Origin of the sequence: Gemmobacter sp. (assembly GCF_016792925.1) — a bacterium.
In the GTDB taxonomy this organism is placed as follows: domain Bacteria; phylum Pseudomonadota; class Alphaproteobacteria; order Rhodobacterales; family Rhodobacteraceae; genus Gemmobacter.
Window position 1 is genome coordinate 1 of the sequence record NZ_JAEULU010000218.1, and the last position, 12,523, is coordinate 12,523.

General features: G+C 66.7%; 13 protein-coding genes. 7 read left to right on the plus strand and 6 right to left on the minus strand.

Annotation, left to right across the window (positions count from 1 at the left end):
- Positions 1-211: 211 nt before the first annotated feature.
- The 7 genes from bfr (at position 212) to JNN06_RS10470 (ending at position 6,587) form a co-directional block, all read left to right on the plus strand.
- Positions 212-697 (plus strand): bacterioferritin, encoded by a 486-nt coding sequence (gene bfr / locus JNN06_RS10440; RefSeq protein WP_291239530.1) that lies wholly within the window; start codon positions 212-214, stop codon positions 695-697.
- A 73-nt stretch (positions 698-770) separates the two neighbouring features.
- Complete coding sequence (locus JNN06_RS10445; protein ID WP_291239531.1) at positions 771-1,478, plus strand: cytochrome c biogenesis CcdA family protein; 708 nt, start codon at positions 771-773, stop codon at positions 1,476-1,478.
- Between the two features lie 11 nt (positions 1,479-1,489).
- On the plus strand, positions 1,490-1,888 hold the full coding sequence (locus tag JNN06_RS10450; protein WP_291239532.1) for a thioredoxin family protein: 399 nt from the start codon (positions 1,490-1,492) through the stop codon (positions 1,886-1,888).
- 87 nt (positions 1,889-1,975) lie between these two features.
- A complete protein-coding gene (locus JNN06_RS10455) occupies positions 1,976-3,502 on the plus strand; it encodes a di-heme oxidoredictase family protein (RefSeq protein WP_291239533.1) in 1,527 nt (508 codons plus the stop codon).
- A complete protein-coding gene (locus JNN06_RS10460) occupies positions 3,502-4,452 on the plus strand; it encodes an imelysin family protein (RefSeq protein ID WP_291239534.1) in 951 nt (316 codons plus the stop codon). The genes JNN06_RS10455 and JNN06_RS10460 overlap by 1 nt, the downstream gene beginning before the upstream one ends.
- 2 nt (positions 4,453-4,454) lie before the next feature.
- Positions 4,455-5,513, plus strand: coding sequence for a DUF1513 domain-containing protein (locus JNN06_RS10465; protein WP_291239535.1), 1,059 nt, complete (start codon positions 4,455-4,457; stop codon positions 5,511-5,513).
- 105 nt (positions 5,514-5,618) lie between these two features.
- Entirely contained in the window at positions 5,619-6,587 is a 969-nt protein-coding gene (locus JNN06_RS10470; protein ID WP_291239536.1) for a glyceraldehyde 3-phosphate dehydrogenase NAD-binding domain-containing protein, read from the plus strand.
- Here the strand turns inward: JNN06_RS10470 and JNN06_RS10475 are convergent.
- The 6 genes from JNN06_RS10475 to uraD form a co-directional block, all read right to left on the minus strand.
- Positions 6,584-7,861, minus strand: a complete 1,278-nt coding sequence (locus tag JNN06_RS10475; protein WP_291239537.1) for an aminotransferase class III-fold pyridoxal phosphate-dependent enzyme — start codon at positions 7,859-7,861, stop codon at positions 6,584-6,586. The two genes, JNN06_RS10470 and JNN06_RS10475, sit on opposite strands and share 4 nt — an antisense overlap.
- 3 nt (positions 7,862-7,864) lie before the next feature.
- Positions 7,865-8,860 (minus strand): phosphotransferase, encoded by a 996-nt coding sequence (locus tag JNN06_RS10480; protein WP_291239538.1) that lies wholly within the window; start codon positions 8,858-8,860, stop codon positions 7,865-7,867.
- Between the two features lie 62 nt (positions 8,861-8,922).
- Positions 8,923-10,404 (minus strand): nucleobase:cation symporter-2 family protein, encoded by a 1,482-nt coding sequence (locus tag JNN06_RS10485; protein WP_291239539.1) that lies wholly within the window; start codon positions 10,402-10,404, stop codon positions 8,923-8,925.
- Positions 10,405-10,491: 87 nt separating this feature from the next.
- A complete protein-coding gene (locus tag JNN06_RS10490) occupies positions 10,492-10,977 on the minus strand; it encodes an ureidoglycolate lyase (RefSeq protein WP_291239540.1) in 486 nt (161 codons plus the stop codon).
- Positions 10,974-11,810 (minus strand): bifunctional allantoicase/(S)-ureidoglycine aminohydrolase, encoded by an 837-nt coding sequence (locus JNN06_RS10495; RefSeq protein WP_291239541.1) that lies wholly within the window; start codon positions 11,808-11,810, stop codon positions 10,974-10,976. The genes JNN06_RS10490 and JNN06_RS10495 overlap by 4 nt, the downstream gene beginning before the upstream one ends.
- Positions 11,807-12,523 (minus strand): 2-oxo-4-hydroxy-4-carboxy-5-ureidoimidazoline decarboxylase (uraD, locus tag JNN06_RS10500; protein ID WP_291239542.1); only part of this gene is annotated, 717 nt, incomplete at its 5' end. The genes JNN06_RS10495 and uraD, both read right to left, overlap by 4 nt.

Below are 12,523 nucleotides of genomic sequence, written 5' to 3' on the forward strand. Positions count from 1 at the left end.
CCGGTCGCGACTTGCACCGGTCTTGCGGCGCCCGGCCCACACGGGCGGGGAAACGCGATGCGTTTCCTGATCCGCCCGCTTCGCCTTCCCCCCAACTTTCCGCCCCGGCCCCATGGACAAGCCCCGCCCGCCAGCGCTACGCTTTGGCCATTCCAAGCCACGGCACCCGCCGAAGCCAGGGTAACCGATCCATCCTATGAAGGGACGTGCCATGAAGGGCGACGCAAAGGTCATCGAATATCTCAACGCAGCCCTGCGTTCAGAACTTACCGCCGTCAGCCAGTATTGGCTGCATTACCGCCTGCAAGAGGATTGGGGCTTTGGCCATCTGGCCGATAAATCCCGCGCCGAAAGCATCGAGGAAATGCAGCATGCCGATCGCCTGATCGCCCGCATCATCTTCCTCGAAGGCCATCCGAACCTGCAAAAGCTTGACCCGCTGCGCATCGGCCAGACCGTGCGCGAGACGCTGGAATGCGACCTCGCCGGAGAGCATGACGCCCGCACCCTCTATATCGAGGCCCGCCGCCATTGCGACGCCGTGGGCGATTTCGTCAGCCGCGCGCTGTTTGACGCGCTGATCGCCGATGAAGAAGGCCATATCGACTTCCTCGAAACCCAGCTCGGCCTGTTTGACAAGCTGGGAGAGGAGAAGTACGGCCTGCTGAACGCCAAACCGGCCAGCCAGGCCGAATAACCGCTCACCTTCGCGTGAGCGGCGTAATACAGGCGCCCCCTTCTGCGTATAGATCGCAAAGGGGGCGTTTTTCATGGATCTGATCCTGGGCTATCTGGCGGGGCTGGCAACATTGCTGAACCCTTGCGTGCTGCCGGTCTTGCCGCTGGTGGCCGCCGCCGCGCTGCAAGAGGATCGCCGCGCCCCGCTATGGATCGCGCTTGGCCTCGCCACCGCCTCGACCCTTCTTGGTTTCGGGCTGGCCGTTCTGGGGCGGATCGCAGGGTTCACCCCGCAGGACTTTGCCACATTCGGCGGCGCGGCGCTGATCCTGTTCGGCGCGCTGATGCTGTTGCCGCCGCGGCTGTCGCCCTTTCGCCTGCTGGCCCCGGTCGCCGGTCAGGCCGCCGATCAGTCGGCACGGCTTCGCGGCTCGGCCCCGGCGCATTTTGCCAGTGGCGCGGCTTTGGGCCTCGCCTGGTCGCCCTGCATCGGCCCGACCATGGGCGCCGCCGTGGCGCTGGCCTCTACCGGGCAAAGCCTGCTGTGGTCTTTCCTCATCATGGCCGCCTATGGCGCGGGCCTCGTCACCCTGCTGAGCCTGCTGGCCTATGGCGGGCGCGCGGTGATCCAACGCCGCAAGGCCCGGCTGGCCCGCCTCGCCCGGATCGCGCCCAAGGTGATGGGCGCCACGCTGATCGCACTTGGCCTTGTGCTGACCTTCCACCTGCATATCGCCGCTGAAATCTGGCTTCTGGACCATATGCCCGAAAGCCTGCTTGCCCTCTCCACCCGCCTTTGAAAGGACAGATCATGCTCCGCCGCACCCTGCTTGTTTTCGCAGTCCTCTCTCCCCTCGCCGCCTTCGCCAGCGGCTTTGACGCCGTGAAACCCGCCACCCCCGCCGAGGTTCAGGCCGCGCAGGCCGCAGGCAAGCCGGTCTTCGTCGATTTCAAGGCAAGCTGGTGCGGCACCTGCCGCGCGCAGGAGCGGATCATCGGCGAAATCCTCAGCGAAGACCCGAGCCTCGCGCAATCCATCACTTTCCTGTCGCTGGATTGGGACAGCTATGCCGAAGACCCGCTGACCGAGGCGCTGAACGTGCCGCGTCGCTCCACCCTCATCGCGTTCAAGGGCCAGCAGGAAATCGGGCGCATCGTGGCGGGCACCGACAAGGCCGAGATCCGCGCGCTGATCGACAGCCTGCGCTAAAGCGGCTGCGGCAAAACTGCCGCATTGCGGAGGGCACGGAATTTCCGATAAATACACTCGGAAACGCGCTGCCCAACTGGACGCACCATGACCCTCCGCCTCGCCCTCGCGCTCAGCCTGCTGGCCGCCCCCGCCATGGCCCAAACGCTGGATGCCCAAACCCTCGATGACCGCCACCTGCCGGTCATCCCCCGCACGCCAGCCGAGACCGCGCGCATCAAGGCCATCCTCGCCCCGCCCGGCGATTTCACGGCGCCCGAGAAATTTGAAGGCAAACCCGGCGGCGCCACCACCACCCGCGCCCTGACCAGCGCCGATGCCTTTTCGCAAGCGTCGGAAAACTTGCCCTTCGCCCGCGAGATGGATAACAAGCTGGGCAATGGGCTGTTTCGCAAGACATGGGTGGCAGCGCCCGCCTCTACCAAGGCCTCGGACGGGTTGGGGCCGCTTTACAACGCCCGCGCCTGTCAGGATTGCCACCTGAAGGACGGGCGCGGCCATATGCCCGAAACCGCAGATGAGCCGCGCGTCTCGGCCTTTCTGCGCCTGTCGATCCCCGGCGGCACTGCGCCCGAGGGCATTGCCGACTATCTCGCCACCCTGCCCGAGCCCACCTATGGCGGCCAGTTGCAGGATTTCGGCGCCCCCGGCCACGCGCCCGAAGGCCAGATGCAGGTCAGCTATACTATCCAGCCCGTAACCCTTTCGGATGGCACGGTGGTGGAGCTGCGCCGCCCCGATTACCACATTTCAGACCTCGGTCAGGGCGCACTGCACCCGGAGGTGATGCTTTCGCCCCGCGTGGCGCCGCAGATGATCGGGCTGGGGCTGCTGGAGGCGATCCCGGCAGCCGACATCCTCGCGCTGGCCGACCCGGAGGATGCCAATGGCGACGGCATCTCGGGCCGCCCCAATATCGTGATGAGCGCCGAGTTTGGCGTGCCGATGCTGGGGCGCTTTGGCCTCAAGGCCGGGGCGCCGACGGTCAAGGAGCAATCGGCGGGCGCGTTTTCCGGCGATATGGGCCTGTCCACGCCGCTGCACCCGGCGCCCTCGGGCGAATGCACCGCAGTGCAGACCGACTGCCTCACCGCGATCCACGGGCAAGAAGCCGATATGCGCGACGGGCTGGAGGTGGATGGCAAAAGCCTCGATCTGGTCACCTTCTATTCGCGCAACCTGGCGGTGCCAGAGCGGCGAAACCTGAGCGACTCACAGGTATTGCGCGGCAAGGAGGTCTTTCATGCCGCGCAATGCGCGGGCTGCCACCAGCCGAAATTCGTGACCCATCGCCTGAAGGATCAGCCCGAGCAGAGCTTTCAGCTGATCTGGCCCTTCACCGATCTTTTGCTGCATGACATGGGCGAAGGCCTGGCCGACCACCGCCCCGAGGCCCGCGCCAATGGCCGCGAGTGGCGCACCGCGCCGCTTTGGGGCATCGGATTGACGGCGCAGGTCTCTGGTCATACGCAGTTCCTGCATGATGGCCGGGCGCGCAGCCTGCTGGAGGCAATCCTCTGGCATGGCGGCGAGGCCGAGGCGGCACGCGAAACGGTTGTCAACCTGCCGACCAGTGACCGCGAGGCCCTGATCGCCTATCTGGAAAGCCTGTGATGCTGAAAACTGCTTTGTTTGTCATGGCCTTGGCAACACCCGTCAGCGCCGATGTAACCGGCGCCGTGCAGGATCATGCGCTGCCCGGCCTGGCCCGGTTCGCGCAGGCCACCGCCGATCTGGCGGCGCTGGACAGCTGCGACCCCGCCGCCTTGCAGGCGGGCTGGGCGACGGCCTTTGATGCCTGGCTTGGGGTGGCGCATCTGCGGCTGGGTCCGGTGGAAGAGGAAGGCCGCGTGCTGGCCATTGCCTTCTGGCCCGATCCCAAGGGCATCGGCGCGCGGCAAACCGCGGCGCTGCTGGCCGCCGCCGATCCGGCGACGCTGACCCCCGGGCATATCGCCGAGCAATCGGTGGCGGCGCGCGGTCTTTTCGGCATGGAGCGGCTGCTGTTTCCTGCCACACCGCTGGCCGGCGATTACCCCTGCGCGCTGACCCATGCCCTTGCCGATGATCTGGCGCGCATGGCGCAGGAAACGCAGGCGGGCTGGCAACAGGGCTTTGCCACGGCCCTGGAAAAACCGGGGCCAGGCCAGCGCTATCTCTCTGATCTGGAAGCGAAACAGGCGCTGTTGACCGCGCTGGTCACCGGGATCGAGTTCAACGCCGATGCCCGCGTGGCCCGGCCCCTTGGCAGCTTTGACAAGCCCCGCCCCGAGCGCGCCGAGGCGCGCGCCTCTGGCCGCAGCGCCCGCAATATCGCGCTGTCGCTGCGCGCTCTGGCCGATTTTGCCACCCATCTCGCCCCAGCCCCCAAAACCGCCGCCGCGCTGGAACAGGCCGCGAAACAGGCCGAGGCGGTGGATTTTGCCCGGCTGGATGACCCGCAGGTCTGGCTCAAGGCCGACATCCTGCGCCAGAATATCAAGGCCGCGAATGACGCCGCCATGGCCGAGCTGGCCCCGGCGCTTGGCGTCGGCGTCGGCTTCAATGCGGCGGATGGGGATTGACGATGCGGCGGCGCGGTTTTCTGGGCAGCCTGCTGGCGGGGGCGCTGGCCCCCCGGCTCAGCTGGGCCGATGTGGGCAGCCCGGCCTATCTGGCGGCGGCGCAACGCCCCGACGGGCTGCATGAGCTTCACGGGATAAGCCTTTCCGGCGAAAGCCTTTTTGCCCTGCCCCTGCCCGCCCGCGGTCATGCCGCCGCCGCCCATCCAACCCGGCCTGTGGCCGTGGGCTTTGCCCGTCGCCCCGGCCATTTCGCGCTGGTGATCGACTGCGCGCAGGGCCGCGAGATTGCCCGCCTGACCCCGCCCGAGGGGCGGCAATTCAACGGCCATGGCGCGTTTTCCGGCGATGGCAGGGTTCTTTACACGTCCGAACAGCTGGCCGAGACCTCGGAGGGCCGGATCGGCCTGTGGGAGACGGCGGGCTGGCAGCGTATCGCCGAGATCGCGACCCATGGCATCGGCCCGCATGACCTGCGCCGCCTGCCGCTGTCCGAGGATTTGCTGGTGGCCAATGGCGGCATCGCCACCGACCCGACCGACCGCACCAAGCTGAACATCGCCAGCATGCGCCCCAATCTGGCGCGGGTGACACCGGAGGGGGCCTTGATTTCATTGGCCGAATTGCCCGAGACCTTGGCGCAGAACTCGCTGCGGCATCTGGCGCTGCTGCCCGATGGCCGCGCCGCCTGCGCGATGCAATGGGAGGGCGATGCCGCCGAGGCGCCGCCGCTGCTGGCCCTGTGGGATGCGGGCCAGTTGACGCTTTGCCCGGTGCCCGAGGCCGAGAGTTTCGTGATGCAGAACTATGCGGGCTCCATCGCCGCCAGCGCGGGGCGCATCGCGATCACCTCGCCCAAGGGTGGTGCGGTGCAGATCTTTGCCGAGGATGGCCGCTTTCTGCAAACCCTGCGCCGGGCCGATGCCTGCGGGGTGGCCGCAGCCCCCGGCGGCTTCACGCTCAGCGATGGAAATGGTGTGCTGTCGCATCTGGGCGAGAGCCTCAGCCCGCTGCGGCAGGCCTCGCTGAAATGGGACAATCACCTGGTCGCAGTCGGCCTCTGAGTGCGACGGGCGAAATTGTAACGGCACAAGTTTGTCAAAGAAATCAGTTGCTTCGCGGCTCCGCCGGTGATCATTCTGCGACGATGACTGGCAGGAGGGGCCGCAATGCGCGTCTTCATCAACGGGTTTGGGCGGATCGGGCGTTCGGTGCTGCGGGCCTGGGCGGGCGGCGCTGCGCCGGGCATGATCATCACCGGCATCAATGACATCGCAGCCGCCGAGATGTGCGCCTATCTGTTTGAATATGACAGTGTTTTTGGCCCCTTCCCCGGCACGGTCAACCTGACAGACGGCGCCTTGGTGGTGAATGGCACGGCCATTCCGCTGCATCGCACCGCCGATCTGTCCACGCTGGATCTGCGCGGCACCGATCTGGTGATGGAATGCACCGGGCGCGCCGATGCGCGCGATGTGGCCGAGCGGGGGGTGCGGGCAGGCGCGCGGCGGGTGCTGATCTCCGGCCCCTCCAAGGCCGCCGATCTGACGGTGGTTCTGGGCGCGAATGATCACTTGCTTCAAGGCCAAGCCCTTGTTTCCAATGCCTCTTGCACCACCAATGCGCTGGCGCCGCTGGCGCGGCTGATCCATGCGGAATGGGGGATCGTGACCGGCTCGATGACCACGATCCACTGCTATACCGGCAGCCAGCCCACGGTGGATGCCCCCGCTGCCGATTTCGCGCGCTCGCGCGCCGCCGCGCTCAGCATGGTGCCCACCACCACCTCGGCGCAGCGGCTGCTGGATCAGGTGCTGCCCGATCTGGCCGGGCGGCTGGAGGGATCGGCTGTGCGGGTGCCCACGGCCAGCGTCTCGGCGGTGGATCTTTGTGTGATGACCGAGCGCCCGGCCACGGCAGAGGCCGTGAACGCAGCCTTTCGCGCGGCAGGCGGGGTGATTGGCGCCACCGACCGGGCGCTGGTCTCCACCGATCTGCGCGCAAGGCCGGAAAGCATCGTCATGGCCTGCCCGGAAACCCGGGTGACCAAGGGCGGCATGCTGCGGGTCTTTGGCTGGTATGACAATGAATGGGGCTTTTCCAACCGGATGCTGGATGTGGCGCAGCGCATGGCCTAGACCAGCGCGCGCGCCATCCGGGTCAGGAAAACCTCCACGTTTTCAAGGCTGAAGGTCAAGGGCGGGCGGATTTTCAGCACATGGCCCTTGGGCCCAGTGGCCGAGATCAGCACGCCTTCCTCGCGCAGGCGGTTGACGATGCGGCCCGCCCGCGCGGCATCCGGGGTGCCATCCGTCACGATGTCTTGCCCCAGAAACAACCCCTCGGCGCGCAAATCGCCCAAGGTGGCATGGCGGCTGGCCAGATCGCGCAGGCCCGCGGCAAAGGCCGCCCCCACGCGGGCCGCGTTCTCGATCAGGCCTTCGCCCTCGATCACATCCAGCACCGCATTGCCGACCGCCGCCGCCACCGCATTGCCGCCAAAGGTGTTGAAATAGCGCGCCTCTGCGCCAAACTGCGCGATCACCTCGGGGCGCAGGGCAAGGCCTGCCAGCGGAGAGCCATTGCCCATCGGCTTGCCCATCGAGACCAGATCGGGCACCACGCCATGCCGGGTGAAGCCCCACATGCCATGGCCCAAGCGGCCAAAACCGGGCTGCACCTCATCGGCGATGAACAGCCCCCCCGCCGCGCGGATCGCCGCCACGGCGGGCGCCAGCACGGTGGGATCGACGATCACCCCATCGGAGGAAAACACCGTATCGGCGATCAGCACGGCGGGCTGGATGCCGTGGCGCTTGAGGTCGTCGATGGCCGCCTGCACATCGGCGCCGAAATCGCGGCCCATCGGCGCGGGCACCACCCGCACATGCGGCCCCAAAGGCACGCCCGGCCCCAGCGAGGGCGAAAACTCGGCCACCGCCGCCGTCACGCCGTGATAGGCGTTCTCAGTGACGATGATGCCCGTGCCCCCCGTCGCCGCGCGGGCGATACGGATCGCGAGGTCATTGGCCTCCGACCCGGTGCAGGTGAACATCATATGGCCGATCTCGCCCGGCAGGGTGGCCAGCAAGCGTTCGGCCAGACGCAGCACGCCATCGTGCAAATAGCGGGTATGGCTGGCAAAAACCGCCGCCTGATCCGCCATGGCCGCCACGATCCTGGGGTGGCAATGGCCGCAGGAGGCGACGTTGTTATAGGTATCCAGGTAAGCCTTGCCCTCGGCATCATAAAGCCAGACCCCTTCGCCCCGCACCAGATGCAAGGGGCGCTCGTAGAACAGCCGATAGGCCGGGCCAAGGGCGGCCTGACGGCGGGCGACCAGCGCTTCCTGATCGGGCGGCAGCGCCACCGCGCCGGGGCGGAAGGCATTGGGCATGGTGTCGCGGCGCATGGCTCAGACCTCGTGAGGCGCAGGGAAAGACAGCAAACCCGCCCGGGCCGAGGGCAAGTTGCGCAGGATGTAAGGCGCATTGTCGGGCCAGCGCGCGGCGCGGTGGCTGGCAATCGCCAGAGTGGTCACCATGCGCAGCGCGGTGAGGCCGGGCAGCAACGCGGCCTCCTCGGGCAGCAGGGGCATCACGCTTTGCCAGCCCGCGCGCATGGCGGCCAGCACCTCGGGGCCAGAGCCGATGCCGGGGCGCACATGATAGGCCGCCGCCACCGCCAGATCGCAGATGCGCGGCGTGCGCACCATATCGCCGAAATCCAGCACACCGCTGACCTGCACCTGATCCTCGGGTGAAATCAGCACGTTATAGGGGTTCAGATCGGCATGGACCACCTGCCATGGCACAGCGTCCAGCCGCGCCCGGTTGGCATCGAACCAATCCAGCCAGCCGGCACAGCGCGCCCGCAGCTCCGGGTCTGTCACATCGGGCAAGAGCGGGCGCAGGCCTGCGGCCTGTTTCACATCCCATTGCAGCACATGATCCGCCGCCGGGTGCGCATAGCCCTCCAGCGCGCGAGTCAGCCGCGCCGACATGGCGCCAAGGCTGTGCCACAGCGCCGGGCCGGGCGGGGCCTCGTGCAGGGGCAGACCCTCCACCCAGCTCAGCAGCCGCATCCGCCCGCCCGAGGGCAATACCACCTCGGCCAGCCCCTCAAGGCTGGGCACCACGCGCGGCACCGGCAGATCGGGGGCGCGCGCCGCGATATGCAGCAGCGCGCGGGTCTGAAAATCGGTGATCGCCGGGTCTTCGGCCTCATTGGCGAATTTCAGCACAAAGCGCCCGGCCGGCGCGGTGACGCGCCAGTTCAGGTCACGCTCGGAGGTCAGGCGCAGCAGCTCCCCGCCAAACCCCCAATGGCGGCGCAACAGGTCCAGGCTTTCAGCCTCGGTCAGGGCGGGGGCGGGATGGCTGAGCAGCTCGCCAAGCGGATCATCGGTCATGGCCTACCCGAACATGAAAACGCCCCCGGCGGCAAGGCCGGGGGCGACAGCGCATGTCGCGTTCAGTGATCGGCCTTGCTGGCCGCCGCTTTCGCCTCGTCCAGGCTGCCCGAGGCCCCGTTGAAAAAGGCGTTCAGCAGCACGGCGGCAATCGAGGCCAGCAGGATGCCGCTTTCGATCAGCGGATGCAGATCATGCCACATCCATTGCTTGAAGTTCGGCGCGATCAGCGGAATCATCCCGAAGCCAAGGCTGACCGCCACAATGAACAGGTTGTTGCGATTGCTGGTGAAATTCACCCCCGCAAGGATGCGCACCCCCGTGGCCGCCACCATGCCGAACATCACCAGACCCGCGCCGCCCAGCACCATGGTCGGGATCGATTCGACCAATGCCCCCATCTTGGGGATCAGCCCCAGCACGATCAGGATCACCCCGCCCGCCACGCAGACGAAGCGGCTTTTGATCCCGGTCACGCCCACTAGCCCGACATTCTGGCTGAAGGACGTATAGGGGAAGGTGTTGAAAATGCCGCCGATCAGCGTGCCAAGCCCGTCGGTGCGCAGACCCGCCGACAGCGCCTTTTGATCCACCGCCTTGCCGGTCATATCGCCAAGCGCCAGAAACATGCCGGTGGATTCGATCATCACCACGATCATCACCAGCACCATGGTCACGATCATCACCAGATCGAAGCTGGGCATCCCGAAATGGAAGGGCGTGATCAGGGCGAAATACCCGGCCTCGCCCACCTTGTCGAAATTCATCGCGCCGATGGCGATGGCGACGATGCAGCCGATCACGATGCCCATCAGCACCGAGATATTGGCGATGAACCCCTTGGCAAAGCGCGCGATCAGCAGGATCGAGACCAACACAATGGCCGATACGGCAACATTGCCCAAAGGCGCATAGGCCGGGTTCTTGAGGCTCGCAGCCAGGGCGATTTTCTCGGGGGCGGGCGGCAGGCCTGCGGCCACGGCACCTTCGGTTGCGGCCTTGAGCCATTCGGCATGAGCCGGGTCCACGATCATCGGCGCGGTGGGCCCGACCGGATTGCCGAAGATCCAGTTGATGCCGATGCGCATCAGGCTGACCCCGATCACCAGAATGATGGTGCCGGTCACCACCGGCGGGAAGAAGCGCAAGAGCTTTGACATCACCGGCGCAATCAGCATCGAGATGACCCCGGCGGCGATGATGGCGCCAAAGATGGCCCGCGCGCCCTCGGCCCCGCCCTGCGCATTGGCCATGGCGACCATCGGCCCGACGGCGGCGAAGGTCACCCCCATCATCACCGGCAGCTTGATGCCAAACCACTGCGTCGCCCCAAGCGATTGAATCAGCGTGGCAATGCCGCAGACGAACAGATCGGCCGAGATGAGAAAGGCCACATCGGCCGGGTCCAGCTTCAGCGCCCGCCCGACGATCAGCGGAACTGCAACCGCCCCGGCATACATCACCAGCACATGCTGCAAGCCGAGGGTAAAAAGTTTCTGAGGCGGTAGGATTTCATCTACCGGATGCACCGAGGAGGTGGTCATGTTTTCCCTTTCCTGCGGGGGATTTTGATTTTCGCGCCGTCTCCGCGCCTCCCCCGAGGGTCGCGGTCCGGTTAGAACCGCCGGGCCTCAGCCCGAGGGGATCGTGAAGGGCGCCGCGAAGCGATGCTCCTCCAGATTGGGGGTGGGGCCGATGCGGTCGATGACCGCAAACAGGCCCGGCGCCTGCAAGGGCGTCAGCACGCCATGCCAGGTGCCGCGATGGAAATTGATGCCCTGCGCCCCATCCGACAGAAAGGCACGCGGGCGACCGGGCCGCCCGCCCTCATCCGGCGCCACGATGATCAGGAAAGGGTCGGCGCTCATCGGCACGAAGGCCTGACTGCCCTCCGGGTGCCGCTCCACCAGATCAAACTCATAGGGCAGCGCGCGGGGGATGGCCTTGAAGACCGAAATCCCCGCCCGCCCCTCTGGCCCGAAATCCAGCTGCGCCCGGTCGTGGTGACGCTGGCAGAAGCCCGCATTGATCAGGCGAAACGCGCCCGTCGCTTCCAGCACGTCACCGAAAGGGGCAAAGGCCTCGGCTGTCAGGGGTTCGGGGCGGATCACGCTCATCGGCCAAAGGCCCCCGGCCCGCGCAGCTTGGCGTGGCGGTTCACATCCTTGTAGAGCAGATAGCGGAACGGCCCCGGCCCGGCGGCATAGCAGGCCTGCGGGCAATAGGCGCGCAACCACATGAAATCGCCCGCCTCGACCTCGACCCAATCCTGATTGAGCTTGTAGACCGCCTTGCCCTCCAGCACGTAAAGTCCGTGTTCCATCACATGCGTTTCCTCGAACGGGATCACCCCGCCCGGCTTGAAGGTCACGATATTCACATGGGCGTCATGGCGGATGTCGTCCGGCTCCACAAAGCGGGTGGTGCCCCAACGCTCGCCCGTATCGGGCATCCAGCGCACCGGCGTGGCCTGATCGGAACTCACGATCGGCTCTGGCACCGCCACACCCGGCGCGGGTTCGTAAAGTTTGCGCAGCCAGTGAAAGCGCGCGGGCCCCTGCCCCTCGGCGCGCAGGCTCCACCGGGTGCCCGCCGGGATATAGGCATAGCCGCCCGCATCCAGATCATGCGCCACATCGCCGATGGTGACGGTTGCGACGCCGCCGGTGAAGAACAGCCAATGCTCGGCCCCCGCCTCCGGGTCCGGGCTGTCCGAGCCGCCGCCCGGCGCCACTTCCATCACATATTGGCTGAAGGTTTCCGAAAACCCGGTCATCGGGCGGGCGATCAGCCACAGCCGCGTCTTGTCCCATCCCGGCAGATAGCTGGTCACGATGTCGGAAAAACAGCCTTTGGGAATAAAGGCATAGGCCTCGGTGAACACCGCGCGCTGCGTCATCAGCGCGGTTTGCGGCGGCAGGCCGCCCTGCGGGGCGAAATATCCGGTCATGGCAGAATGTCCTTCAAGCGAAGCTCGGCGATCCGCTCCACCTGACGGCAGGCGGTCGCAAATTCGGTGGCGCTGTCATGGCCGATGCGGGTCTGGAAGGCCGACAGGATGCTGTCTTTGGTGTTGTCACGCACGGCGATGATGAAGGGGAAACCGTGCTTGGCGACATATGCGGTATTCAGCCGCTCGAAATCTGCGCGCTCGGCATCGGTCAGCGCATCCAGCGCGGCGCTGGCCTGCTCGGCGGTGCTTTCGGCGGTCAGGCGCCTGGCCTGCGCCAGTTTCCCCGCCAGATCGGGGTGGGCGCGCAACACCGCCACGCGTTCCTCCGCACTGGCGCTGCGGAACATGCGGCACAGCGCATTGTGCAGCCCCGTGGCGCTATCATGTGCGGGGCCAAGCTCCAGATCAAAGGCGCGCTCCGCGATCCAGGGCGAATGTTCAAAGATGCTGCCGAACCGCTCCACAAACCGGGTGCGCGCCATCTGCGACGGACGCTCAAACCGCTGATGCGGATGGGTTTTTGCCCAATGTTCGGCAATGTCGATCCGGCGCGGGAACCACACGCCCTCATGCCCCTGCGCATAGTCGATAAAGCGCATCAGCCCCGCCATCTTGCCGGGCCGCCCGATCAGCCGGTTGTGCAGGCCGATGGAGAACATCTTGGCCCGCCCCGCCTGCCCCTCGGCATACAGCACATCGAAACTGTCCTT

What these genes read in the sequence shown, in the direction of transcription:
- bfr (WP_291239530.1), top strand. Translation starts at nt 212, where the DNA reads ATGAAGGGCGACGCAAAGGTCATCGAATATCTCAACGCAGCCCTGCGT.
- JNN06_RS10445 (WP_291239531.1), top strand. Translation starts at nt 771, where the DNA reads ATGGATCTGATCCTGGGCTATCTGGCGGGGCTGGCAACATTGCTGAAC.
- JNN06_RS10450 (WP_291239532.1), top strand. Translation starts at nt 1,490, where the DNA reads ATGCTCCGCCGCACCCTGCTTGTTTTCGCAGTCCTCTCTCCCCTCGCC.
- JNN06_RS10455 (WP_291239533.1), top strand. Translation starts at nt 1,976, where the DNA reads ATGACCCTCCGCCTCGCCCTCGCGCTCAGCCTGCTGGCCGCCCCCGCC.
- JNN06_RS10460 (WP_291239534.1), top strand. Translation starts at nt 3,502, where the DNA reads ATGCTGAAAACTGCTTTGTTTGTCATGGCCTTGGCAACACCCGTCAGC.
- JNN06_RS10465 (WP_291239535.1), top strand. Translation starts at nt 4,455, where the DNA reads ATGCGGCGGCGCGGTTTTCTGGGCAGCCTGCTGGCGGGGGCGCTGGCC.
- JNN06_RS10470 (WP_291239536.1), top strand. Translation starts at nt 5,619, where the DNA reads ATGCGCGTCTTCATCAACGGGTTTGGGCGGATCGGGCGTTCGGTGCTG.
- JNN06_RS10475 (WP_291239537.1), bottom strand. Translation starts at nt 7,861, where the DNA reads ATGCGCCGCGACACCATGCCCAATGCCTTCCGCCCCGGCGCGGTGGCG.
- JNN06_RS10480 (WP_291239538.1), bottom strand. Translation starts at nt 8,860, where the DNA reads ATGACCGATGATCCGCTTGGCGAGCTGCTCAGCCATCCCGCCCCCGCC.
- JNN06_RS10485 (WP_291239539.1), bottom strand. Translation starts at nt 10,404, where the DNA reads ATGACCACCTCCTCGGTGCATCCGGTAGATGAAATCCTACCGCCTCAG.
- JNN06_RS10490 (WP_291239540.1), bottom strand. Translation starts at nt 10,977, where the DNA reads ATGAGCGTGATCCGCCCCGAACCCCTGACAGCCGAGGCCTTTGCCCCT.
- JNN06_RS10495 (WP_291239541.1), bottom strand. Translation starts at nt 11,810, where the DNA reads ATGACCGGATATTTCGCCCCGCAGGGCGGCCTGCCGCCGCAAACCGCG.